The sequence below is a fragment of the Halalkalibacillus sediminis genome (assembly GCF_002844535.1).
GTDB classification, from domain to species: Bacteria; Bacillota; Bacilli; order Bacillales; family Alkalibacillaceae; genus Halalkalibacillus_A; species Halalkalibacillus_A sediminis.
Genome location: NZ_PJNH01000001.1, coordinates 134,458 through 157,345, shown reverse-complemented (window position 1 = coordinate 157,345; position 22,888 = coordinate 134,458). Strand labels below are relative to the sequence as shown.

General features: G+C 37.6%; 27 protein-coding genes. 12 read left to right on the top strand and 15 right to left on the bottom strand.

Translation table 11 applies throughout. The annotated features are described in order from the left end of the window. Window positions 1-14: 14 nt before the first annotated feature. From CEY16_RS00850 to CEY16_RS00840, 3 genes are all read right to left on the bottom strand, one after another. The gene (locus CEY16_RS00850; protein ID WP_101330082.1) at window positions 15-953 is read right to left on the bottom strand and encodes a beta-ketoacyl-ACP synthase III; all 939 of its coding nucleotides are present in this window, start codon (window positions 951-953) and stop codon (window positions 15-17) included. A gap of 90 nt (window positions 954-1,043) precedes the next feature. After that, window positions 1,044-1,988 (bottom strand): BMP family ABC transporter substrate-binding protein, encoded by a 945-nt coding sequence (locus tag CEY16_RS00845; RefSeq protein ID WP_101330081.1) that lies wholly within the window; start codon window positions 1,986-1,988, stop codon window positions 1,044-1,046. Window positions 1,989-2,131: 143 nt separating this feature from the next. Then, the gene (locus CEY16_RS00840; RefSeq protein ID WP_101330080.1) at window positions 2,132-2,605 is read right to left on the bottom strand and encodes a hypothetical protein; all 474 of its coding nucleotides are present in this window, start codon (window positions 2,603-2,605) and stop codon (window positions 2,132-2,134) included. 114 nt (window positions 2,606-2,719) lie between these two features. Between CEY16_RS00840 and CEY16_RS00835 the strand changes: the two genes are divergently transcribed. Further along, entirely contained in the window at window positions 2,720-2,899 is a 180-nt protein-coding gene (locus CEY16_RS00835; RefSeq protein WP_101330079.1) for a YjzD family protein, read from the top strand. Window positions 2,900-3,014: 115 nt separating this feature from the next. On the opposite strand, the gene CEY16_RS00830 is transcribed toward CEY16_RS00835, so the two are convergent. Beyond that, complete coding sequence (locus CEY16_RS00830) at window positions 3,015-3,308, bottom strand: hypothetical protein (protein WP_420795499.1); 294 nt, start codon at window positions 3,306-3,308, stop codon at window positions 3,015-3,017. A gap of 77 nt (window positions 3,309-3,385) precedes the next feature. Here CEY16_RS00830 and CEY16_RS00825 point away from each other — a divergent pair, with 77 nt between their 5' ends. After that, window positions 3,386-4,198 (top strand): undecaprenyl-diphosphate phosphatase, encoded by an 813-nt coding sequence (locus tag CEY16_RS00825; RefSeq protein WP_101330077.1) that lies wholly within the window; start codon window positions 3,386-3,388, stop codon window positions 4,196-4,198. A 117-nt stretch (window positions 4,199-4,315) separates the two neighbouring features. Here the strand turns inward: CEY16_RS00825 and CEY16_RS00820 are convergent, their stop codons facing one another. Then, complete coding sequence (locus CEY16_RS00820; protein WP_101330076.1) at window positions 4,316-4,627, bottom strand: metal-sulfur cluster assembly factor; 312 nt, start codon at window positions 4,625-4,627, stop codon at window positions 4,316-4,318. Between the two features lie 77 nt (window positions 4,628-4,704). Continuing rightward, the gene (gene yjfP / locus CEY16_RS00815; protein ID WP_101330075.1) at window positions 4,705-5,466 is read right to left on the bottom strand and encodes an esterase; all 762 of its coding nucleotides are present in this window, start codon (window positions 5,464-5,466) and stop codon (window positions 4,705-4,707) included. 160 nt (window positions 5,467-5,626) lie between these two features. On the opposite strand from yjfP, the gene CEY16_RS00810 reads away from it, so the two are divergent. From CEY16_RS00810 to dat, 7 genes are all read left to right on the top strand, one after another. Next, window positions 5,627-6,463, top strand: a complete 837-nt coding sequence (locus CEY16_RS00810) for a Cof-type HAD-IIB family hydrolase (RefSeq protein ID WP_101331096.1) — start codon at window positions 5,627-5,629, stop codon at window positions 6,461-6,463. 206 nt (window positions 6,464-6,669) lie between these two features. After that, window positions 6,670-6,858 (top strand): DUF3813 family protein, encoded by a 189-nt coding sequence (locus CEY16_RS00805; RefSeq protein WP_101330074.1) that lies wholly within the window; start codon window positions 6,670-6,672, stop codon window positions 6,856-6,858. A 151-nt stretch (window positions 6,859-7,009) separates the two neighbouring features. Next, window positions 7,010-7,939, top strand: a complete 930-nt coding sequence (locus tag CEY16_RS00800) for a phosphate/phosphite/phosphonate ABC transporter substrate-binding protein (RefSeq protein ID WP_101330073.1) — start codon at window positions 7,010-7,012, stop codon at window positions 7,937-7,939. A gap of 125 nt (window positions 7,940-8,064) precedes the next feature. Next, window positions 8,065-8,880: a phosphonate ABC transporter ATP-binding protein gene (gene phnC / locus CEY16_RS00795; RefSeq protein ID WP_101330072.1), complete on the top strand. Its 816-nt coding sequence runs from the start codon at window positions 8,065-8,067 to the stop codon at window positions 8,878-8,880. Further along, window positions 8,834-9,679, top strand: a complete 846-nt coding sequence (gene phnE, locus CEY16_RS00790; protein ID WP_420795498.1) for a phosphonate ABC transporter, permease protein PhnE — start codon at window positions 8,834-8,836, stop codon at window positions 9,677-9,679. The genes phnC and phnE (CEY16_RS00790) overlap by 47 nt, the downstream gene beginning before the upstream one ends. Then, the gene (phnE, locus tag CEY16_RS00785) at window positions 9,679-10,476 is read left to right on the top strand and encodes a phosphonate ABC transporter, permease protein PhnE (protein ID WP_101330071.1); all 798 of its coding nucleotides are present in this window, start codon (window positions 9,679-9,681) and stop codon (window positions 10,474-10,476) included. The genes phnE (CEY16_RS00790) and phnE (CEY16_RS00785) overlap by 1 nt, the downstream gene beginning before the upstream one ends. A 99-nt stretch (window positions 10,477-10,575) precedes the next feature. Further along, window positions 10,576-11,427 (top strand): D-amino-acid transaminase, encoded by an 852-nt coding sequence (gene dat, locus CEY16_RS00780; RefSeq protein WP_101330070.1) that lies wholly within the window; start codon window positions 10,576-10,578, stop codon window positions 11,425-11,427. On the opposite strand, the gene CEY16_RS00775 is transcribed toward dat, so the two are convergent. After that, window positions 11,424-11,879 (bottom strand): hypothetical protein, encoded by a 456-nt coding sequence (locus CEY16_RS00775; RefSeq protein ID WP_101330069.1) that lies wholly within the window; start codon window positions 11,877-11,879, stop codon window positions 11,424-11,426. The genes dat and CEY16_RS00775 overlap by 4 nt on opposite strands. A 111-nt stretch (window positions 11,880-11,990) precedes the next feature. Here CEY16_RS00775 and CEY16_RS00770 point away from each other — a divergent pair, with 111 nt between their 5' ends. After that, window positions 11,991-12,254, top strand: coding sequence for a NifU N-terminal domain-containing protein (locus CEY16_RS00770; protein ID WP_101330068.1), 264 nt, complete (start codon window positions 11,991-11,993; stop codon window positions 12,252-12,254). A 55-nt stretch (window positions 12,255-12,309) separates the two neighbouring features. On the opposite strand, the gene CEY16_RS00765 is transcribed toward CEY16_RS00770, so the two are convergent. Continuing rightward, window positions 12,310-13,257 (bottom strand): BsuPI-related putative proteinase inhibitor, encoded by a 948-nt coding sequence (locus CEY16_RS00765; RefSeq protein WP_101330067.1) that lies wholly within the window; start codon window positions 13,255-13,257, stop codon window positions 12,310-12,312. Between the two features lie 56 nt (window positions 13,258-13,313). Then, entirely contained in the window at window positions 13,314-14,168 is an 855-nt protein-coding gene (locus tag CEY16_RS00760; protein ID WP_101330066.1) for a YitT family protein, read from the bottom strand. A gap of 145 nt (window positions 14,169-14,313) precedes the next feature. Between CEY16_RS00760 and CEY16_RS00755 the strand changes: the two genes are divergently transcribed. Continuing rightward, on the top strand, window positions 14,314-15,171 hold the full coding sequence (locus CEY16_RS00755) for a DegV family protein (protein ID WP_101330065.1): 858 nt from the start codon (window positions 14,314-14,316) through the stop codon (window positions 15,169-15,171). Window positions 15,172-15,182: 11 nt separating this feature from the next. Here the strand turns inward: CEY16_RS00755 and CEY16_RS00750 are convergent, their stop codons facing one another. Together CEY16_RS00750 and CEY16_RS00745 are read right to left on the bottom strand one after the other, a co-directional pair. Then, a complete protein-coding gene (locus CEY16_RS00750; RefSeq protein ID WP_162297815.1) occupies window positions 15,183-16,583 on the bottom strand; it encodes an alpha-amylase family glycosyl hydrolase in 1,401 nt (466 codons plus the stop codon). Window positions 16,584-16,642: 59 nt separating this feature from the next. Then, window positions 16,643-17,020 (bottom strand): YisL family protein, encoded by a 378-nt coding sequence (locus tag CEY16_RS00745; protein ID WP_101330063.1) that lies wholly within the window; start codon window positions 17,018-17,020, stop codon window positions 16,643-16,645. Between the two features lie 147 nt (window positions 17,021-17,167). Here CEY16_RS00745 and CEY16_RS00740 point away from each other — a divergent pair, with 147 nt between their 5' ends. Then, complete coding sequence (locus CEY16_RS00740; RefSeq protein ID WP_101330062.1) at window positions 17,168-18,358, top strand: ornithine--oxo-acid transaminase; 1,191 nt, start codon at window positions 17,168-17,170, stop codon at window positions 18,356-18,358. A 104-nt stretch (window positions 18,359-18,462) separates the two neighbouring features. Here CEY16_RS00740 and CEY16_RS00735 read toward each other — a convergent pair whose 3' ends face one another. The 4 genes from CEY16_RS00735 to CEY16_RS00720 form a co-directional block, all read right to left on the bottom strand. Then, window positions 18,463-19,839, bottom strand: coding sequence for a DUF2254 domain-containing protein (locus tag CEY16_RS00735; RefSeq protein ID WP_238378730.1), 1,377 nt, complete (start codon window positions 19,837-19,839; stop codon window positions 18,463-18,465). A 100-nt stretch (window positions 19,840-19,939) separates the two neighbouring features. Beyond that, window positions 19,940-20,452 (bottom strand): GDYXXLXY domain-containing protein, encoded by a 513-nt coding sequence (locus CEY16_RS00730; RefSeq protein ID WP_101330060.1) that lies wholly within the window; start codon window positions 20,450-20,452, stop codon window positions 19,940-19,942. Between the two features lie 2 nt (window positions 20,453-20,454). Then, window positions 20,455-21,663 carry a DUF2157 domain-containing protein gene (locus tag CEY16_RS00725; RefSeq protein ID WP_101330059.1) on the bottom strand — a complete coding sequence of 403 codons (1,209 nt, stop codon included), beginning with the start codon at window positions 21,661-21,663 and terminating at the stop codon, window positions 20,455-20,457. Continuing rightward, on the bottom strand, window positions 21,653-22,831 hold the full coding sequence (locus tag CEY16_RS00720; protein WP_162297814.1) for a DUF418 domain-containing protein: 1,179 nt from the start codon (window positions 22,829-22,831) through the stop codon (window positions 21,653-21,655). Before CEY16_RS00720 ends, CEY16_RS00725 begins: the two co-directional genes overlap by 11 nt. Window positions 22,832-22,888: the final 57 nt, after the last annotated feature.

Genomic DNA, 22,888 nt, shown 5'->3' with positions numbered 1-22,888 from the left:
TTTATACCTCCTAATTACTTTCCCCATTTAAGGGCGACAGCGCCCCAAGTCAATCCGCCACCAAAACCAACTAATACGACTAAATCATTATCTTTTATCTTACCCGCTTTAACGTCTTCCGACAATGCAATCGGAATCGATGCTGCGGAAGTGTTGCCGTATTTATGAATTGATTTGGACATTTTCTCAACAGGAATATCGAGTTTCTCTCTTGCAGCTTCCATAATTCGGATGTTTGCTTGATGTGGAATCAAATAGTCTACATCATTTTTGGATAGACCAATCTTGTTCACCACATTCAATGCGGAATCACCCATTTGTCTTACTGCGAACTTGAACACTTCTCGACCATTCATATAAATATGATCTTCGTCGGTTTGGTGTAAATGAGGAATCCCGGTTCCATCAGAACCTAATTCAAATGATAGGATCCCCTTCTCTTCAGATACAGTGCTTACGATTGCGGCCCCTGCCCCATCACCAAAAAGAACACATGTATTACGGTCTTTGAAATTCGTAATTTTAGTTAGCTTTTCAACACCTACTACAAGAACATTTTTCTGAACTCCAGTTTCAATAAATTGTTTCGCAGTAATCAATCCATACATGAAACCGGCACAGGCTGCGCTGATATCCATTGCAGAAGCATTGAAAGCTTTCAATCTTTCTTGTATTTGACAAGCAACAGATGGAAAGCCCATATCACTTGTTACTGTAGCAACCAGAATCATATCGATTTCATCCGCAGATATACCGGATTCTTCGATTGCACCTTTAGCCGCTTCATATGCCATATCAGAAGTATTTATATGATCTGGCGCAAAGCGTCTCTCCTCTATACCAGTTCGTGTACGAATCCACTCATCCGTGGTATCAACTATTTTCTCCATGTCATGATTCGTATAGACATTATCAGGAACGTAATGACCAGTTCCTATGATTCCCGCTTTCATAATAGTCATCCCCTCACCTTGAAAAGGTATTGTTATCATATATTATGACCTGGTTCTAATTTTACCACAAAAAAAGGTATGAACAAATAACTATTTAGGAAGTTGACCAGTTTCAATATACTTTTCTATTAATTCATTTACGTGATCTTGAACTCGGACCGGAACATCATCTCCATAAGAGCCTAGATAAACAAACTCATCCTCGAAACCAATTCGCATAATTCCAGTAGGCAACTCATTTTTATCGTATTTTTGGGCAATATCAAGATAAAGGTTTTCTAAATCTTGAACTGTTGAAGTGATAACTGTATCGGGATCGATCTCCTTTTGATCGTTTATGTATCCGATAGCGTGGATACCCAGTTTACTAGCTTCGTGGATAATTGGCACATTGAAGCCATCCCCAGCTGGATAAACGACATCCACATCTTGTTCAACCATTTGTTGAAAAAACATCATTGCTCTTTGCTGATCATACCAATCATTGACATACTTAATCGTCACTTTTAATGAACGATCTACTGATTTGACACCTTCAAAGAAGCCCTCCACCTCAGGTTGGTTAGGAAAGGCAGCAAGAATCCCCAAATGGTCTGTCTCAGTAGTTTCTCCGGCCATGACGCCAGCAAAGTATCCCATTTCATAGCCTTCAAATTGAAGACTTGTAATATTTCGACCAAAATTATTTCCATTGAAATAGACGAAATGGATGTCAGGATAATATTCGTTTAAATCATTAAAATAGGCACCGAACTTTGAACCATGCCCAAATATCAGATTAACCCCTTGGCGATCAAAATCTTCCACCACTTCATCTGTAGACCGTGAGCCAACAATATTTTCTCGGAACAAAACACTTACATTTTCCTCTTCTTTAATATTCAACAAACCTAAATAAGCACCTTGCCCCCATGTTTCATCATGGATTGTCCCTTCTAGGATCAGACCCACATTTTCAAGTTGTCCTCGATCAAACCATTCATTACACCCTGAAAGTAGTAGAGCAGCCAAGAGAACTACAGCTAGATTTTTCAAGTCGACGCACTCCGATTTTTAAGGTATTTATCTCTCTACTTTCCATTCTGTATCGAAATGAATTAATTCGCAACCAAGGAGCACACATTTCTAAGAAAAAAGTTCTGTATTAAGTTTGAGGAGGCAATAGTTTTAAAAGTCGCTTAACATTTTAACAAAAATACTCCATCTTCACCTTCTCCATTTAATACAAGTTCTTGTGGTAACAATGAGTATTTACGTAATTCTACTAACCATTTGAAAAAATGTTGCTTTGTAATGATGTCATTTTTCCTGTCGCTAGTATCAGTTTCATCACCTAATTTGATGTTCTTAATATCGATTAAAGTTTCATCACGAGTTTTTTCTCCTTTAACTGCATCACATATCACTACAAACTTATGAGTTCCTTTATTACTCAATGGCAAATCCTTATTGAAAACGTAAGCAAAATCATTGTTAGGAAGTTGTTCTTCTTCATCGACGAAATTAAACTTAGCATTTCTGCCAATCAATTCGAATTTAAATTGTTTCTTTTCGTCCAATCGATCATATCCGAACACTTCTTCATCCTCATTCAGAAGAAACTCAGTGAATTCAAAACCCAATCCTTCAAAACATCCATAGATTGTAATCATTTTGCACCCTCCAATTATGGCAATTCATCAAACAACATCATTTGGATATTTATTTTTTGTTCATCCTTTGGTAAACTATTGTACAGACAGTATAGTTGAATGAGGTGAAAAATAATGCGTTTATTTTGGACGGCTTTTTGGAGCTTTTTATTAAGTTTTATGATTGTATATGTAATTTCTGCAATGAACGAAGGAACATTTAGTGTAGTTAGTGGCGTAGTAATGGCAAGTGCCTTCACAGTAGTTGCAATATTATTAAGTGAAGTGATCATTACGGATGATGCTGCCGAATAACACAGTAGGTTGACTCGACGAATCATTGTTCAGAGTCAACCTCTTTTTTTGTCAATAAATTTTGTTACTCCATTATACTACCTTTGGAGTTAATGTTTTTGATTATCTAACAATCTTAATACCACGGTAATAAACTTAACGCTGCAATAGCAGTTAGTGGTAAAATCAATCGTCTTAGCCCTCCACCATAAGGGTATCCAAATCCAGAACCATATCCATAAGGGCCACCGAACCCAGGATAGAATTGACGTTCCATACCTTCTCCTGAAGTAACCAAATAAACATGGTCTTCATCGAGATCAATTATTACGCCTTCGATCTGTTGTCCATCTACCGTTTGTATCAAAACGTACTGTTTCATATGATTTTTACATAGGTTATACGGATGACTCATTGATTGCTGATTCACGTGCATCTCCCCTTTCACGTTCAATGTATTCAGCAGAATCGTGATATGTGCACACGAACTAGGAGGATTTTTTTAAAATGAATGAATTGATAGAGATTCTAAAATTTCTTTTCTTAGGAATATTTCAAGGATTCACAGAACCGTTGCCTATATCCTCAAGTGGACACTTGTTGATGGCTAGATCATTGATGGAAATCAAACTTCCTTTAACTTTCGAAGGATTCATCAACTTCGGTTCACTTATCGCAGTCATCGCTGTTTATCGAAAAGATTTGTACAACTTAGCGTTGAATGGTTCTCAATTTCTCTTCCAACGAAAAAAAGAACACCAGCACGAGTTTCAATATTTACTTCTTTTATTCATAGCGACGATTCCCGCAGGGGTTTTAGGTTTGTTGTTTGAGGATTTCATCAGCAGTCTGCTTGAAGAAAGGTTAAGTATTGTTGGAATTACTTTAATACTGACAGGGCTAGCTTTGTGGATTATCCGTAACCTTCAAGGTTTCAAAGACGACCGCGATATCACATATAAGGATGCTGTTATCGTTGGATTTGCCCAAGCTGTCGCATTGTTCCCGGGCATTAGCAGATCTGGAGCGACGATCGTTGCGGCTATGCTACTGAATATGAAAAGATCCAGTGCTTTAAGATTTTCTTTCTTAATGTACATCCCCGTTAGCATAGGAACAATGATATTCGCTGTGGAAGACATTATTGGAGATGAAGCAGTTAGAGGGCAATTAACGCTTTATATCATAGCACTAGTGGGAGCGATCTTCGCTTCATATTTCGCTTTATTGCTATTTATTAACGTCATGAAGTCTGGTAACTTGAAGTATTTCGCTTTCTATTGCTGGATTGTAGGTTTACTAGCATTTATCTTGTTATAGAGAATTAGCAACTATAAGTTCCCTTTTCCCAACTAGAATATCGTATTTTTATCTGGTTCTAGAATTTAAACATTAAAAACCCCTGCTCTTTTTGTAGAGCAGGGGTTCCTTACTTTATTAATCCGGAATTCCAAGTGCTATTTTTGCATAACGTGACATGCGTTCCTTCGTCCATGGCGGATTCCAAACGATGTTCACTTCTGTTTCTTCAACTTCAGGAATATCGGAAAGTGCACGCTTGACGTCTGATTCGATGTGACCCGCTAACGGGCAACCCATTGCTGTTAGTGTCATTGTTACTGTTGCTAAGCCATTTTCATCCAAATCGACTCCATATACTAAACCTAAATTAACAATATCGATTCCTAATTCAGGGTCAATAACATTTTCAAGCGCTCCCCAGAGGTTTTCCTCTAACGCTTTATCCATCTGTCTTCCTCCTTCAAATTTACTCTATCTTATTATAAACATGTTTCGACTTTTTTTAAAAGGATTTCAACACATATTTATAAATGTCTTTTAAACCAATCCCTCAATAATAGCATAGCTTCCCGGCTTACTTTATGGTCACGGTTAGGCTCTGAAATAAACTTGAATTCGTTTTCTGGATATGAGTTTTTCATCTGTTCAGCGAATGTTTTTGAGTGTTCAAACGGAACGACCTGATCAGCCTCACCATGCCAAACGAAAAGTGGCCTATTGTTCAAGCGATCCAATTGGTTAGATAAATCGATTGATTCAAGTCCTTTTAATTGTTCACTAATTTCATTCTCAGTTAGTGGAATTTCAATCCCTTGAGATTCAATTCCTTTGAGAAGGTACTGAGCCATTTCCACAAGTTTGGTCGTACCCATCATGATACCGGCAGATCTCACCCATTCAAATTTCGTCAGTGCGGCTGAGACAGTGATGCCTCCCATGCTCGTTCCAGCTATTCCTATCCGTCCTTTATGTAAAAGTTGTTGCTGTTCCAGCCAGGTTTTCATTCTTAATAAATCCTCTAAATTTTGAGAGACGATTTTCCAGAAATCGAATTGAATTTTGTTTACATCTTCAGTTTCACGTCTATCTCCATGATGATAACTATCTGGTAATAAAACGCGGAAACCTTCGTTTGCAAGCATATATGCCTGGGCTAGATTCTGTTCCTTTGCACTCGTGAAACCATGAAAGTATATGACAACTGGTAACTGTTCCTTGCGACTTTCATTTGGATGAATGACGAGAGTCGGGATATTTTCTATATGTTCTTGCTCGATTGCTATCATCAAATGGTACCTCCTGAATATTTTATTACAATAGTAAATCATTATATTCACTCTTTCAATCATCATTAGAATGGGTAGGAAAAGTGACAACGTATATAGGGTGTGTTAATATTTTATAATTAGAAGAAAAAACATGGATATAGTTTTTAGAGGTGAAAATATGGATAAACATTTAATTGCTCTCGATTTAGACGGGACATTATTAAACGATAAAAAGATAGTTACACAACGAACCGTTCAAACCTTGAACGCAGCAAGAGAAGCCGGACATGTGGTTATGATTGCAACTGGACGCCCTTTCCGAGTTAGTAAACAGTATTACAGTCAGCTTAAATTAGATACACCTATTGTTAATATGAATGGAGCATTGGTGCACCACCCACGTAATCAATCCTGGGACCCTATCCACTCTCCTCTGCCTCGTAATGTTGCACATGATATTTTTGAAACTTGTTACAATGTTGGTGTTCAAAATATCATGGCTGAAATCAGGGATGAGGTTTTTCTTGATCAGAATGATGAGCATTCATTGACTGACTTTTTCCTAGAAGGGTTAGACAAACCAGCAACGATCGGTAGACTGAAGGACACTTTAGATCGTGACCCTTCTTCGATTCTGATCCATCCATTTGATGATCGGGTCGGTCAGATTAGAGATACACTGGATCAACAACATTCTTCTATCGTCGAGCACCGTAAATGGGGAGCTCCATTTCACGTGATCGAAATCGTGCGCAGTGGTTTACACAAGGCCATTGGGGTTCAGAAGATTGCTGAAGAATATGGAATTCCGCAAGATCGAGTCATTGCTTTCGGGGACGAAGATAATGATTTAGAAATGATTGAGTTTGCAGGTGTTGGAGTCGCTATGAATAACGGGATCGATGAACTCAAAACCTTAGCAAACGAGACAACTTTAACCAATCATGAAGATGGCGTAGCGCATTTCATTGAACAATACCTCAATATTTCAGCGCCCATTTTAACGGAGAAATAAACCAATCATATTTTATGAAAAATTGAACAATCTATACCTGAACACGATTATATGTGTTCAGGTTTTTTCTTTTTTAGAGGAGGGTTTGTTTTGCAACAAAATAGAGAACAGCCGAACAAGAAGAATCAACAATCAAAGCAAAACCTTTTTACGGACAAAAAGAGAAAAGAAAAAGAAGTTGAGCAAAGCACGAGAGGAGGATTTTAATGCCTAACCATATGTTACAGCAAGCACGCCAAGCAATCCAGAACCTTGGAAATGGGAATAGAAAACAAAACGATGAAGAAATTCAAAGTATCCAGTCCTCCATTCAAGCAGCTTATGAACAGTGTTCTCCTGAAGAAGAACAAGAGCTAAGAGAACTCGAAGCAAAACTTCAACAGCACCATTCTTAATATTTTTTTAGCGGCACATAACTTATTGTGTCGCTATTTTTTTGTAAAAATATCGTAAATTTGAGTAATTTTTTAATAATTGTGTTGTACTAATTTTCCATTTTAATTATAATTAACATGATTCAAAAACTTTTTGAGGGGGAAAATAATTTTGAAAAAGTTTCTTTTATTGACAGTAGCTGCATTGCTACTAACTGTATTAGCCGCTTGTGGTGGATCTGATGATGAAGGCAACGGTGATGGTGGTGAAGAAGGTAGTGAACGCCCAGATGAACTAGTAATGGGATTCGTACCATCTCAAGAATCTGATACGATTGCTGAAACCGTTGAACCTCTTGCAGACCGTTTGGGTGAAGAGTTAGGTATTGAAGTATCTGGTCAGGTTATGACTAACTACAATGCTTTAATCGAAGGCATGGGTGCTGGACAAATACATATCGGGTTTGTACCTGCATTTGGTTATGTTCTAGCGAACCAAGAATATGACGTTGAAGTTATCTTGAAATCTATCCGCTACGGTTCTTCTACTTACAAAGCACAGTATGTGGTTCGTTCTGATTCAGATATTGAAGAATTAGCAGATTTAGAAGGTAAAGTATGGGCATTCCCAGACCAAACATCTACGTCCGGTTTCTTATTCCCTGCTTCTCAGTTAATGGAGAAATTTGATATCGAGTCGACTGAAGCTCTTCAAACTGAATTCTTCTCGAACTCAACTCAGGCTGGTGGACATGATACAGCAGCAATTGCCGTTTATGAAGGCGATGCTGACGTTGCAACAACATTCGATGATGCTCGTGGAGAACTTGAAGAAGAGTATCCAGATGTCATGGATAAGCTAAAAGTAATTGGTTACACAGATGAAATTCCAAACGATACAATTTCAGTAATTCCAGAGCTTGAAGATGAATTCGTTCAAGAAATTAAAGATGTATTCCTATCATTTAACGATGATGAAGAAATGATCGAAATCATGAACGAAGTTTACAATTGGGATGCTATTGACGAAGCAGAACACTCTGAATACAAAGTTGTTGAAGAAACATACAAGAAGTTCCAAGACGATATTTCTTTGGATTAATTATTAAAATTTTCTAAATTTTAATGTCGATTAATTTGGGAATGTGTTATCTTTAAGGGGGGGATGAATCCCCCCCTTTTTCCCTGCTTTTTAGGGGCTATTACATACATAACGGGGTGTTGAACGTGATTGAATTCAAAGATGTTTCCCTTGTTTATCCAAACGGCACTCAAGGGCTTAAAGACATTAATGTTACGATTAAAGACGGTGAATTCGTTGTTATCGTCGGATTATCCGGTGCAGGTAAATCTACATTTATCAGAAGTATAAACCGCTTGGTTACACCAACAGACGGTGAATTACTAGTGGATGACGAGGACATCATTTCTTATAAAGGCCGTGGGTTAAGAAAACTTCGCACAAAAATAGGTATGATTTTTCAGAACTATAACTTAGTAAAACGTTCAAACGTATTTAAAAATGTGCTTGCGGGTCGTTTAGGCCACACAGGTACCTTGCGTTCTATTTTCAACTTATTCAGTAAAGATGATAAAGCTTTGGCGTATGAGAGCTTAAAGAGGGTAAATATCGGTGAGAAGCTATACAGTCGGGCAGACCAATTAAGCGGTGGGCAACAACAACGTGTTAGTATTGCTCGTGTTCTTACACAAAAACCTAAATACATTCTAGCGGACGAACCAGTAGCATCATTAGATCCACCTACTTCCCATCAAGTAATGACCTATTTGAAAAAAGTCAATAAGGAAGACCAGATTACTACAATCGTCAATCTTCATTTTATTGACATGGCAATGGAATATGCAGATCGCATCATCGGTATGAGAGATGGTGAGATTGTGTTTGACGGTCCTGTTTCTGAAGTTTCTGAAGAAACGTTTGAGGAAATATACGGCCGCTCAATCCGTGAAGATGATTTACGCGGAGGTGCAGACGATGTTGACGAAACAGAAGAGCCAAGCGTCGAATCCACCGAAAATTAAAAAGGACAAGGATGGCCGATATACTCCTATGGTCTCTCCCTGGAGAGTCAAAGGAAGACTATTTGCTATAGCGATTATTATAATCGCATTACTTTTCTATAGCTCTATTGAAACAGAGGTCAGTTTTGGCGACTTAGCCGAAGGGTTTACAAACACGTTCCAGGTTATGGGGAAATTCTTCCCTCCTGAGACAGGCATACTTGCAACAACAATGGATCGCTTGATCGAAACGATACACATGGCGATTATCTCTACTACTTTCGCAACAATCTTTGTTATTCCATTGAGTTTACTAGCTGCACAAAATATCACGACAAATAAATGGGTGTATAATGGGGTACGATTCTTTTTGAACATCCTACGTACAGTACCTGACATCGTGCTTGCAGTTATTTTTGTCGGTATCTTTGGTATTGGTGTTTTCTCAGGAATTATTGCTTTATTCATTTTCTCAATGGGAATATTAGCGAAGCTGATCAGTGAAACAATTGAAGCTGTAGATATGGAACCTATCCAAGCGATGCGTGCTTCGGGTGCTGGTGTAATCCAATCGATTTATTTCGGTTTAGTCCCACAAGTACTCCCACAATTCACTTCGTTTACGTTATACGTATTTGAGATCAATATCCGTGCATCAGTAGTTATTGGTTTAGTTGGAGCAGGCGGTATTGGATTATTACTTAACCAACAAATTCAGTTCTATAGCTATCCAAGTGCAATGATGATTATAATCGTGATTTTCTTAGTAGTGGTAGTTATTGAATACATCAGTACGAAAATAAGGGAGGCGATTGTATAATGTCTATGGAACAACCTCCTAGACGGCCACTTCCTATAATGAAAATCATTAAATATTTGATGATTGGAATAGCTGTTATAACCTTATACATTTGGACTTTTGCAACAATAGATGTAGATTTAGCAAAAGCATTAGAACGTATGCAGAGCAACTTTCAGAGAATTGTTCCTCGACTTTTCGATCCTGAATGGGATAGTTTAGGTAAAGTTTGGGGAATGATGGTGGAAACACTGTTCATCGCTTATGCCGGTTCACTAGCTGCAGCGATCTTGGCCGTACCTTTAGGATTTTTGGCTGCAATCAACATGACAAATAGTAAAATTCTAACGACAATCGGTAAATGGATATTAAGTGCTATCCGTGCATTCCCGGAAATTATCTTAGCCATTTTATTCGTTGTCGCAGTTGGACCAACTCCATTTGCTGGTATATTGGCTATCGCTATCGGTTCAACAGGTATGTTAGGAAAGCTTTACTCCGAAGTGCTGGAATCGATCGACATGGAAGTCGTCCAGGCGATGCAAGCGAATGGTTCAAATGGTATTCAAATCATGTTCCATGGAATCATTCCTCAGGTCATCCCAGAATTTTTATCTTACGCGATTTACCGATTTGAAATTGACGTGCGTGCCTCTACTGTACTTGGTTATGTAGGTGCAGGTGGTATTGGTTTATTGATATTTTTCGCATCAAGTAACCGAAACTGGAATGAGATGGGTATGATCTTATTGGTCATTATTGTGGTGGTTACAGTAATCGACTACGTCTCCTCTTATATTCGAAAAAGAATCGTATAATTTTATATGAAGAAGCTCAACTTTTCTAGTTTGAGCTTCTTTTCTTTAGTGAAAACAATGGTATAATTACTCTAACTTTTTTATCGAGGGGATGAAAAAATGATTATTCTAAAAAACAACCAACTCGTACAACGTGAAGAAGCTATAATAGATATGGAAGATCGTGGTTTCCAATTTGGGGATGGCGTATACGAAGTAATCCGTATTTATGAGGGCAAGTTCTTCTTAATGAACGAACACCTGGAACGACTTCAGTATAGTCTGACTGAAACAGGAATTGAATTTGATATCAAGAAAGGAAAACTTGCAGAACAACTAGAAGATTTAGCTGAGAAAAACCAGATTGATGACGGAGCAATTTATATACAAATCACCAGAGGGATCGCCCCAAGATCTCATCCATACCCTACAGAAGCAATTCCGACTTTAATGGCATACCCGATACCAATAAGTCGTCCAATCAAGTTACAAGAATCTGGAGCAAAAGTCATTTTGGAAGAGGATGTTCGCTGGTTGCGCTGTGACATTAAAAGTCTGAATTTATTAGGTAATGTGATGGCTAAACAAACAGCTAAAGAGGCTGAAGCATTTGAGGCCATCTTATACCGCAACCCTGAACATGTGACAGAAGGAAGTTCGACTAACGTCTTTATTGTTAAAGATGGCAAGGTAATCACACACCCAGCCAACAATTTCATTTTAAATGGCATTACCAGAAGATATATTCATCACTTATCGAATCAACTGGGTATCACCTTTGAAGAAGACGTTTTTTCTGTTGATGAACTTCTAAATGCTGATGAAGTCTTTCTTGCTTCAACCACATCTGAAGTAATGCCTGTAACTCAAATTGATGACTATACAATCGGAAACGGCGAGCCTGGTTCGATCTCTCGAAAGCTCTTGGACGAATTTTTCAAACATGTGGATACGGACCAAATCCGTGTTTAGATATTGAAATTCACCTTTTTCATCAAGAACTCAGTAAAATAATAAAAAATAAAGAAAAAGATAACATGAGCTAAAAACCAATCAGAAATTGCTACAAAATCCGTGATTGCAGGCGTTTCAGTCTGAGCCAGTATGGTCAAAGGAAAATAGGTCAAAAAAGCTACAAACGTAATGATAGCTGCTAATTCAAAACGTCTATTTTTGAAAAACTCTCTTTGGATCATAAATAAGTATATCAAGACCATGATGATAGCCACTAAAACATGTAAGGAAAACTCGAATACTGCAAATAATTGGCTGTTCATATTATCATCAGGTTGATAAATGAAGTCTATATTCATGAGTAGAGTATAAAGTTGCTTGCCTGTCATCTGTTCGATCCAGTATAAGTAGGTGCCCATAGCTGTAGCCGATACGACACCTACAATTAGGGCTATTTGAAATCTTTTCAATATATTCATCCCTTTCTTCGACTCTATCATATCATTAATTTATAGGCTTTTCTTTTGTCAGAACTTGTTTCATGCTACTATTAAATAGAGAATATCAGGGAGGGATTTTTAATGGCAGTAATTGCTGAACCTACACCAAATCCAAATGCAATGAAATTTACTGTAGACAAAGTGATTTTTGAAGGTGACGATAGCATTTCAGTGATGCAAGGCGAAACAAGTGAACATCAAATTCTTAATGATCTGATGGATGTTGAAGGCGTGGATAATGTTTTCGGTTATCACAACTTCATTACAGTCAACAAAACTTTCGATGCTGAATGGGATTCACTGACACCGAAAGTAGAGAGTATCATGGAAGGCTATGGTTACTAAGATAAAATCATATAAGAAAGCATAAAAAAACTTGCCAAATGGCAAGTTTTTTCATTTAAGGATTGAAGTCTTCGAGTGTAATAAATAAATGATCAGAAGGTTCCCCATCTTTTGCATCGTACCAATACATTATCATGGTCAATACTCCAAATTCGGGTAGATTCTCCTCAGAGATTTCAACATCCAGCTCAAATGGACCCCAATCTGGTGCGCCGTCAGTTTGCACCATCTGTTCTTCGACTAAAACGTAATGTCCATCTTCAACTGTGTAATGGAATACTCCTTCGAATACTCTTGCCTCACCAGTTACTGTATAGTTTCCAGTTTCTCCTTGAACATTAATATTCCGGAACATGTCACTTGAAGGATGTTCGTCAGTCTCTTCCCCTTCATTCCCTTCACTACCGGCCAAGGACGATGTCCCAGCAGAAGATCCTTCTTTCATCTCAGGAATTTGAAGCTCTAGTTCAGCTTTAAAGATCCCCTCTTCAATATTTTTCTGGTTGATCGACATCGGTAAAATTTCTACCTGGACGTCATAGGTTTTAGCTTCAACACGTTCCCCATCACTTGTATAATCCCAATCACTTTCCCAGGTCAATTCCCCATCGGCTTCAATAGTTTTCGTCTCTAAAGCTTCTGTAAACATTCGTCCATCCGAGAAGCGATAAATTTCTTCATTTGTTTCTGGATCGATAACGACGATTTCAAATTGTTGGCCAGAGGAGAATGTCATTTCTAAATCTTCTTCCTCATTGTTAGCCAAATTCATTGAAAATGTTGCTTTCTCTTTTTCAGCATCTACAGAGGCTTTAAAATCTAACTGATTCACCCATTCCTCCATGTCCGCACCATCTTCCTCTTTTTGTTCTTGTTCTTTATCTTTTTCATCTTCAACGACATCACCGGTACCCTCATTTCCCTCTGAAACCTCTTCGCTTTCAGAAGTTCCACAAGCAGCTACCAGCAATAAGGTAAATAATATAAATAAAATTTTCTTCAATTAATTCACCCCATCATATTTATTTATATCATTAGTCGTTTGAAGTCCTTAAATGGTTACACTTTCTCATCATCTTTTCTGAAGAAGCCAAATATACCTGTCGTTTGAACAATATTAGTAAACGCATTTGGATCGATTTCTTTTAAAATTTGTTCTAAGTCATATAATTCATATCTAGTAACCACAATCATGAGCATTTCTCGCTGTTCGTTAGAAAAACCACCTTTAGCAGGAAAGGCTGTAATACCACGAACCATCTTGGAATGAATCGCTTTGGTGACTTCCTCACCTTTTGTTGTAATAATCATCGCTGTAAGCTTCTCGTGGCGCGTATGAATAGCATCAATTACACGTGTGGTAACATATAGCGTCACTAGTGTATACAATGCCTTCTCAGGATCATACAATACGCCAGCGAAAAAGATGATCAAAGCATTCATCGTTAAAAAGTACATCCCGATTGGACGGTCTTTTACACGAGATAGAATCATAGCAACAATGTCCATACCACCAGTAGAGGCACCCCACTTCAATGTGATCCCTACACCGACACCTGCTAATAGACCACCAAATACAGCGTTCAGTAAAATATCTTCAGCAAGATTAGTTAATGGTAACGTCTCTAGAAAAATAGTAGTAAAGGCAACAGAAATCACACTGTAAACAGTGAACCCCTTACCTACTTTCAACCAACCTAGTATTGCCACTGGAATATTTAAAATAAATAGAAGAATACCTGTACTCACATCTAGGTCGAGAAAATCTTTGAATATACTTGAAGACATTTGTGCTACGCCAGTGAACCCGCTGGCATACACGTTCGCTTGAATGAGGAAAAAGTTAAGTGCAATGGCATTAAATAGAGCACCTATAATCACTATTAAAAAACGTTTTGCTTCAAAAATAAACATAAAAGCCTCCTTCCGATAGACCAAATAGTTCACAATGAATCTAGGCCATCTATGTATTTAGGAAATTGTTTACAGCAACATTGACGATTTCAGTTCATACGATTAAACTTAAAAGAAATAGTCGTAATTATTTAGGGGGAAAGACATGAACGTCCAAATTATCGTTGATTCCGGAACAGACTTACCAAAGGCATATTATAACGAACTTTCAATCGAAATGGTACCGCTAACTGTTTATCTGGATGAAAAAGATTACCTTGATCAAGTAGACATCGAATCAAAAACAGTTTATGATGCAATGCGTGATGGTGCAGCTCCAAAGACAGCACAGCCATCTCCAGAATCTTTTCATGAAGTGTTCAAAAAATATGCTGACAAAGGTAAAACGATTATTTATTTCGGTTTATCGTCCGAGCTATCTGGAACTTACCAAAGTGCAACTATCGCTAGGGAACAGATTTTAGAAGACTATCCAGATGCAGATATCTATACAATAGATACAAAAGCCGCTTCTATGGGCTATGGACTTATAGCTTACCATGCTGCCAAGTTAGCACATGAAGGGGCAAGTGTTCAAGACATCCTGGATCTAGCTAACCATTATGTCAGTCATATGGAACACATTTTTACAGTAGATGACTTAGAGTACCTTCAGCGTGGAGGACGCGTCAGCCGTACCCAAGCTTTTGTAGGTAGTCTATTAAAAATCAAGCCACTACTTCATGTAGAAGAAGGAAAACTTGTACCACTTGAAAAAATCCGTGGTGCAAAAAAAGTATTGCGTCGCATGGTCGATCTTGCAAAAGAACGTGGCGAAGACTTCAACCAACAGACGCTTGCAATCACACACGGTGATGATGAGGAAAACGCACAAAAATTAGCTGAACTATTACGTGATGAACTTCAGCCTAAGGATATCATCATTTACCCAATAGGTTCAGCAATTGGTGCACACGCTGGCCCTGGTACAATCGCATTATTCTTCCTATCAAAAACTGAGTAAAGGGATTCCCTCTACTCAGTTTTTTTATTTCTTCTTGATACAATTATAACAAAAGCAATGAATGTACCCATTCCACCGACGAAAAGAAGTGTAAGTGGCCAATATATACCGCGATTCTCATGGACGGTATATACATTCGCCAGTTCCCGATTCAGCCCTATTGAATAAGTACCATCATCATTCTCTTTGATTAAATCATTGTCCGTGATACCTCTTAGTTCTTTATCGGATTCAATCCCTTCTATGTCATAACTCTGGAATGTTGGAGTGTTGTTTATAGCGATATAAACTGTTTCATCTTCAGTAGATCTCGAATATACAATGAACCCTTCTTGTTCATGTAAAATTTCAATGTCCCCTGTTCGAAGAGGTTCGAATTCTTCCAGGCTATCAGATAGCTTCTCAACATGTTGAGAAAGCTGATCATCGTTAGCCATGTAATTGACCATCTTATGATGACTTCCATCCTCTACTATCCCATCAGTAGGAACCTCCGTACCATGAAAAAGCCATGGTTCATTAGGCGTTGTGTATAGATAGGTTAGCGCTAGCTTCCAACGTGTAATCGGATGATAACCTGTATCTTCTGACGCTCTTGTAAAACGATCAGTATAAATATGATCCATGTATTGGACAACATCAGTTTCTTCAAAAGTTGGCGAATCTAATAACGGAGAAAAATCAGTATCAGTGTCCTTGAAAATCTCCTCTGCTTTTTGTTGAAAAGATGTGTTTAAAATACGATCAAACCCCATATCAATGAAGTTCTTATCTGAGGATTCACCAGGCTCACCAATCAAGAATTGATCACCAACTTCATTGGAAACCTTGCTCCAAAACTCATCTGGTGCCTGCTCGATAGATTTAAAGTAAAAGCCATCAGAATTCAATTCATCTTTCCACTGATTCATTTTTTCGATTAAAAAAGACTGCGCTTCTTCAGTCAGTTCAATATCTCCGTCTTCCACCCATTCTTCCTCTTGTAAAGCACTACTCTCACTTACTTGTGAATGAGGAAATTCCAGAATAAGCTTCATGTCACGCTCATGCGCTGCCTCTACAAGATTTTGCAGATCTTCTTTCGATCCATATGTTTCTTGAACCTCATCGAAAGATTTCACTTCATTCCCTAAATAATCTTCACTACTGAAAACGGGAGAAAGCACTAAATGGGTCACACCTATCGTTTCCAAATGATCGAGTCGTTCAGATATACCTTGGAAATCTCCACCCATGAACGATTCTCTTGATTCTAGCTCACTGGCTCCCTCATCTTCACTGTTCTGATAACGGTCTACTAAAATATAGTAATATTGATTCGGCTTATCTTCTGTCTCGGCTAACACAGATTGAAAACTACTGAGTAGCATGCCAATAACAAATAATAAACCAATGATTTTTTGTAACTTCATGACGTTCACCACGCATTTCATTCATTAAAAAAGCCCCTAAATGGGACTTTTTTTATTATTTAAGGCAATATACCATAAGGTAATCTTCCAAAGCCTAGAGCCACCGTTAAAATCAATGCAAAAGCAAATTGGAGCCAAGCACTGAAAGCAGGCTTACCTTTTTTCAATTTCACAGCAACCATTTCCATTGCAGCGATTACCCAAATTCCAGCGATCACTTTGACAATTGATTCTGCTACGAAAAAATTACTAGATAGGTCTGAATAATACCTGAAGTATAGATCAGCACCAGTTAAGACGATTAAAATGTAAAACACACGCAACACCATATGATTGATTTTTGCTGCTTTTGAATTAACACCTTTACGAAGCATCATAACTACGACAACAAATAGAATTATTGCAATTGCCCACGTCGTGATATGTAAGTGAGTCATATTCATACCTCCTTAATTAATAAAACTCATTTTTTTAATCGTATCATTTTTTTCAAAACGGTGCGACGAATTTGTTGACAACTTTGAAACAAAATATGGGAAAGGGTATAATAGGTATTGGTGAATTCACGAATTTGGAGGGATACTATGAATAATTCAAGTCAATCAATTATGCAACAAACCGATCAATATGGTGCTCGAAACTACAATCCTTTACCGATTGTTATTTCTAAAGCTGATGGCATTTGGGTAGAAGATCCAGAAGGAAACCGCTACATGGACATGTTAAGTGCTTATTCAGCCGTAAACCAAGGACACCGTCATCCAAAGATTATCAACGCATTAAAAGAACAAGCCGATCGTGTAACGCTGACTTCTAGAGCATTTCATAATGACCAGTTAGGACCGTGGTACGAAAAGATTTGCAAAATGACTAATAAAGAAATGGCTTTGCCTATGAATACTGGTGCGGAAGCTGTTGAGACTGCTATTAAGGCCACACGTCGCTGGGCGTACGATAAAAAAGGTGTAAAAGAGAATCAGGCTGAAATTATCGCTTGTGTAGGGAATTTCCATGGTCGAACTATGACTGCAGTTTCTCTTTCCTCAGAAGAAGAATATAAAAGAGGATTCGGTCCAATGCTTCCTGGAATCAAAGTCATACCTTATGGTGATGTCGATGCCCTAAAAGAAGCTATTACTGAAAATACGGCCGGTTTCTTACTAGAACCAATCCAAGGTGAGGCGGGAATCGTCATGCCACCTGAAGGATTTTTAAAAGAAGCATATGATGTATGTAAAGAAAATAACGTTTTATTCATTGCGGACGAGATACAAGCAGGCTTAGCTCGTACTGGAAAAATGTTTGCTTGTGATTGGGAAAACGTTGAACCTGACGTATTAATACTAGGAAAAGCTTTAGGTGGTGGGGTCTTCCCTATTTCTTGTGTGGTAGCCAACGAAGATGTACTGGGCGTATTCAATCCTGGTTCACACGGATCAACATTCGGTGGTAACCCGTTAGCTTGTGCTGTTTCTACAGCATCCTTAGAAGTATTAGAAGAAGAAAAGTTAGCAGAACGCTCCTTACGTCTTGGTAATCACATGATGGATAGCTTGAAAGCGATTGACAACCCGATCATCAAAGAGGTCAGAGGAAAAGGTCTGTTCATAGGTGTTGAATTGAATGAACCTGCAAGAAAATACTGTGAACAGCTTAAAGAAAAAGGCCTATTATGTAAAGAAACTCATGAAAACGTCATCCGTTTTGCTCCTCCACTTGTTATTAGTGACGAAGATCTAGATTGGGCGATTGAGAAAATAAAAGAAGTTCTTTAATTCTTTCTTGTTTCAATGAAATAAAAGGGTTGAGGAGCATGAATGCTCTTCAACCCTTTTTTTGTTCGTTTTAGATTATTGTTTTTCTTACTTCGTTTAGAAGCTTATACATTTTCATTAGCACTAGGGTAGAACCTCGATTCAATACGAGGGTAGTCTTCAATGTGTCCTGTTAATTCAGCTATACGATACACTTGTCTTAATAAAAATCTTTTATCCAGTTCATAAACTAAATTAGCTTCAATATGATCCATCGTATTTACTGCGAATTCCCAAATACTTTCATATTTATTTTCACTGATAGATTCAGATATCATTGCTAAAGCACCCATTATATCCGTAATGATCAAATGATTATCTTTTGCATAATGTCGAATGAAACCAAAACCACGATAAATGTAATAATCGAAAGTTTCCTCTTGTAAAATTACTCTCACTTGATCTTCGTCATCGGCCAGATATGGGGAGAATGTAATATAACCATCAACAGTGATCATTAGATCTGCCATTTGATGAATGGTATTTGTAGCTGTTTTCGGATCATCATTCCCGACCGCCTTTATCGCAATTTCAGCAAGCTTGTGCATGCCCATTTGAAGGTCTTGGACTTCCGTTTCTTTATGACCGAATTCAAACATCCTATAGTATTTCGTATCATCTTCTATTTCGTCAGCACCCGGCCCCCAGTAAGTAAATAATACGTTTCCTGTAAGCAAATAATCGCCCACTTGAGGTTGTATTTGAACAATAATATTATCTTTCTTGGCTTCTTCAATCATCGTTTTATAATCAACCAGTTGAAGATATCCTACTTCTCTAGATAAAACTTGATACTGATTATCTTTATATTCTTTCATCATATCGCCAGGCTCTGTGGTACGGTACTGATCCAAGTCTTTTCTTAATGAAGAATAAATAATATCTTTAGAAATATTTTTCATACTGTAGGTAATATTATGAACTTGCATCCAAGTAGAAGCGTGATTAATGAAATAAACAAAAACAATTGAAGTAATAAATGCTAGCAAGATACTCATGACAGGCACTGCTACAAGGGTTTCAAAAGGGGCGTTCCCGATGAATAGAAAAATGACCAAAACATATACAAAGCTACCATTAAAAATACCTAGTGCGTGTTGAGTATTTTTATCTGCAATGAAGTTCAATAACATTCGAGGAGAAAACTGACCACTGAATGTCGTAAGGACAACCAACAATGAGTTCAAGGTAAAGGCACTCAGTGTTAAAATACCACCCACTAATACACTAACAAGTGTACGGGCAACTGAAGCCTCGAATTGTAAGATTTCAGGGGCGACCTCACGTAATCCAACCGCAAAGTCGATGTATAATGTAAACGCAACTAAAAATAGTGCACCCAAAATGTAAAGTAAAGGCATAAACCATAAGGTCGATTGTATTTCTTTCTTTCTCAACCTTTTGGACATATTAAAATATTTCTTTAAAGATACTGGAATCAATTTTAGCCACCCCTCTTTTGACAAAAGAATTTCTGGCATTGTTTTCCCTGAAAAAGCAATTGTAAACAGGCATCATCCTAATTTTATCGAGTCAACATAATTATTCTTCCATTGCCTTCATATTCAAGATCTTTTTTTGCCCCCAAGGAGAAAGAGCAATTTCAACTAAATAACGTTTCTTATTGTTATTAAAATTTTCGTCAGTATGACCTTCTCCATAGAACCTGTTTACACCAAAATTGACATGGTGCATATTATCTTGGTCTTGATACGAATATCTTGCTGTGATTATTACATCCTCTTCATCCGCATCCATTCTTTTATCAGAAGCAGCTTTAACTTGATGGATATTATTCTCATTAGGAGTCAACAAAACATATATTACTTGATTGCTTTGGACATTCTCATTTGTAAACCAATTCTCAGGCCTAATCGTTTCTGCAGAATAATTCAAATAAGTGTAATCACCATAGAAAACGTCTCGAGGGTCATTCGGTTCCGTCTGCAGCTTTATGACTTTCCCGAATTCTTCGATAAAATAACTGGATGCTGCCATGCTGATTAAAAATAAGACTTGAAAAGCTACTGCGAAAATCAATATTTTTTTGCGCATGATCAACCATCCTCTCGTTCGTTTTTGATGACTTCCCGACGTTGGCGATCCAGGAAGTATCCTATAGCAAACAGGACAATTCCTCCCAATAGGAAAAACAACGACTTATCTAAGAAATTCCACGCGACTTGGAAGTAAACAATACAAGTACTTATCAGAAAAGCAATCATACCGAATTGAATAAGACGAGGATGATGCTTGTGATAACCTTGTAAGAGCATTCCAACTGAAAAGACATACAAAACCAAATAAGATAGCAGTGCAGCTGCATCTACCCAAATAAACACTGGGAAAAATAAAGCAAGCTGATAAAGTGCTGATCTCTTTTTTCTTAACTGAGTTAGAATAATTGCTATACTTATCAATGGAATGAAGTACAAATAATAACTATTGTCGATTGGTAACACTTGATCTCGTGCAAAACCCTCATCAAAAAACAACCCTTGAATAATAACTACAACGAACATTGTTAGGGCTGCGACATGTTGGAATGGTCTTCGCAGTGAAGCTCGTTTAAAGACTTCTCCTGCTACGTAGATAAGTAGAACAAATAAGATGAACCAATAGTATTCCTGTTGTTGCTCTAAAGAAAATGCAAGCATTTGTAATAAAAAAGCTGTAGCAAACATCCACGCTTTTGCTGCAGACCCTTTGTTAAATACCACTGTACCGTAACCAATTATGAAAAGAGCAAAGAGCCACCAGTCAAAGCTTCTTAAGGATATAATTCCATAAAGTTGCCCTACCGTTACAATGACCATTCCAACGGAAAATAAAGAAATATGAGGTCGACTAACATAAATTAAATAAGCTGCAAATCCCCATATAAAGAAGGAAAAAACATTCTCCATACTGAAATGGTACATCTGACCAGATAAAAAGATTCCTGCTCCAAACACACATATCGAGATAATATAACAGGATAGGCCATAAAGGGGTTTAGAACGCTTGAAGAAGTACTCTCCAAGACCATAGAAGAATAAGAGAAAACCTATTATAATAGCCATTCTAATAAATTGAGGAATGCCACTCCAGTTGGCTGCAATGAATGTCAAGAACGCTAAACCAATCAGTATTGCTGCGAAAAAGAAAATCAGTGAAAAAGAATCTTTTTTAGGGTAGCGACTCAGAATTTTCTCTCGTTGATGACTTTCAATTACGCCTTCTTCAACCCATTTTTTAGATTCATTTTTCAGCCAGTCAAACTTCATGACTTTTCCCTCCTTTTAGAAATGGTTGTGTCTTCCCATAAGTTAACGAACGATAGACCCATTCCAGTGGTCCGAACCTGAATATTTTCAAATATAAATAGCTGAATAAAATCTGAAAACTATATATTAGTAAAGCGATCAATATCAATTCATACATTTGCAATTGCCCATACTGTTCTAACCCCACGCCATAAAAAACAAAGAAACAAATAGCCGATTGCATAACATAATTCGTTAAAGACAATTTTCCTACCCAAGCTAACAACTTCTTAATTATCTTACTCCAATCGCTAGTAAAAAAGATTAATAAAGCAAAGAAATAAAAGATACTAGAGAATGAACCACCAATTAGGTCTTGAGCAAGATCAAACCATTCTGGCATCCCGAAGAAATAAGGGCCAATTTTAAAAGTAATAAATAGGAAAAAAGATACTCCCATCCACAGATAAATGGCGGATAAATGATCTTTGGGATTTTTATGCCACCCTCTTTTAGCAAATATCATTCCTAAAATAAACATCGGTAAAATCGAACTGAAAGTGAAGATCCATTGCATGGGGCTCACCATCACTAACCAGTTGGAAAAGTTTTGTTGCCATATATCGCTTATGGACCCCGTAAAATTTTCATACGATTGTCGAATGGACTCAGTGTCTCGATAGCCTTCAAGCTGAGTTCTCACGCCGTAATATAACCACGTAACGAGGGCAGTAGGTATTACAAGTAAACTGAAAGCCCATATTTTTAACGTAGATTCTTTATGTTTGATAAATAATATTGCAACGAGCCCGATAACTGCATATGTCAATAAAATATCTCCATACCAAAGGGTTATGCCGTGTACAATACCTAATCCCGCTAAGACAAACATTCTGCGGCGAATGACTGTCTTACTTTTATCAGAATCCATCTTTTCATACATCATATATAACCCTATCCCGAACATCAATGAGAATAAAGGATAAAAGCTCGCCTGAATGAACATATCTATGAAAGCGAGCCATCTTTCGTCACTGGCACTATAACTGCCTTCTCCACCACCATACATAAAATGTGGAGCATGAAAGGATAGAAGATTAACAATTAAGATACCTAATAAAGAAAAACCCCTGACGGCATCAAGTGATTCAATTCGATTTTTTGTAGGATTTATAACATCATTTTCCATTCCTAAACACCTCATACCTCCATTATAATCTATTTGTAAAATTTGCAAGCACTCGAA

Bases quoted from the DNA above. Each gene is read 5' to 3' on its own strand.
- CEY16_RS00850 (WP_101330082.1), bottom strand. From the start codon at position 953: ATGAAAGCGGGAATCATAGGAACTGGTCATTACGTTCCTGATAATGTC.
- CEY16_RS00840 (WP_101330080.1), bottom strand. From the start codon at position 2,605: ATGATTACAATCTATGGATGTTTTGAAGGATTGGGTTTTGAATTCACT.
- CEY16_RS00835 (WP_101330079.1), top strand. From the start codon at position 2,720: ATGCGTTTATTTTGGACGGCTTTTTGGAGCTTTTTATTAAGTTTTATG.
- CEY16_RS00825 (WP_101330077.1), top strand. From the start codon at position 3,386: ATGAATGAATTGATAGAGATTCTAAAATTTCTTTTCTTAGGAATATTT.
- CEY16_RS00820 (WP_101330076.1), bottom strand. From the start codon at position 4,627: ATGGATAAAGCGTTAGAGGAAAACCTCTGGGGAGCGCTTGAAAATGTT.
- yjfP (WP_101330075.1), bottom strand. From the start codon at position 5,466: ATGATAGCAATCGAGCAAGAACATATAGAAAATATCCCGACTCTCGTC.
- CEY16_RS00810 (WP_101331096.1), top strand. From the start codon at position 5,627: ATGGATAAACATTTAATTGCTCTCGATTTAGACGGGACATTATTAAAC.
- CEY16_RS00805 (WP_101330074.1), top strand. From the start codon at position 6,670: ATGCCTAACCATATGTTACAGCAAGCACGCCAAGCAATCCAGAACCTT.
- phnE (WP_420795498.1), top strand. From the start codon at position 8,834: ATGTTGACGAAACAGAAGAGCCAAGCGTCGAATCCACCGAAAATTAAA.
- phnE (WP_101330071.1), top strand. From the start codon at position 9,679: ATGTCTATGGAACAACCTCCTAGACGGCCACTTCCTATAATGAAAATC.
- dat (WP_101330070.1), top strand. From the start codon at position 10,576: ATGATTATTCTAAAAAACAACCAACTCGTACAACGTGAAGAAGCTATA.
- CEY16_RS00770 (WP_101330068.1), top strand. From the start codon at position 11,991: ATGGCAGTAATTGCTGAACCTACACCAAATCCAAATGCAATGAAATTT.
- CEY16_RS00760 (WP_101330066.1), bottom strand. From the start codon at position 14,168: ATGTTTATTTTTGAAGCAAAACGTTTTTTAATAGTGATTATAGGTGCT.
- CEY16_RS00755 (WP_101330065.1), top strand. From the start codon at position 14,314: ATGAACGTCCAAATTATCGTTGATTCCGGAACAGACTTACCAAAGGCA.
- CEY16_RS00750 (WP_162297815.1), bottom strand. From the start codon at position 16,583: ATGAAGTTACAAAAAATCATTGGTTTATTATTTGTTATTGGCATGCTA.
- CEY16_RS00745 (WP_101330063.1), bottom strand. From the start codon at position 17,020: ATGACTCACTTACATATCACGACGTGGGCAATTGCAATAATTCTATTT.
- CEY16_RS00740 (WP_101330062.1), top strand. From the start codon at position 17,168: ATGAATAATTCAAGTCAATCAATTATGCAACAAACCGATCAATATGGT.
- CEY16_RS00730 (WP_101330060.1), bottom strand. From the start codon at position 20,452: ATGCGCAAAAAAATATTGATTTTCGCAGTAGCTTTTCAAGTCTTATTT.
- CEY16_RS00725 (WP_101330059.1), bottom strand. From the start codon at position 21,663: ATGAAGTTTGACTGGCTGAAAAATGAATCTAAAAAATGGGTTGAAGAA.
- CEY16_RS00720 (WP_162297814.1), bottom strand. From the start codon at position 22,831: ATGGAAAATGATGTTATAAATCCTACAAAAAATCGAATTGAATCACTT.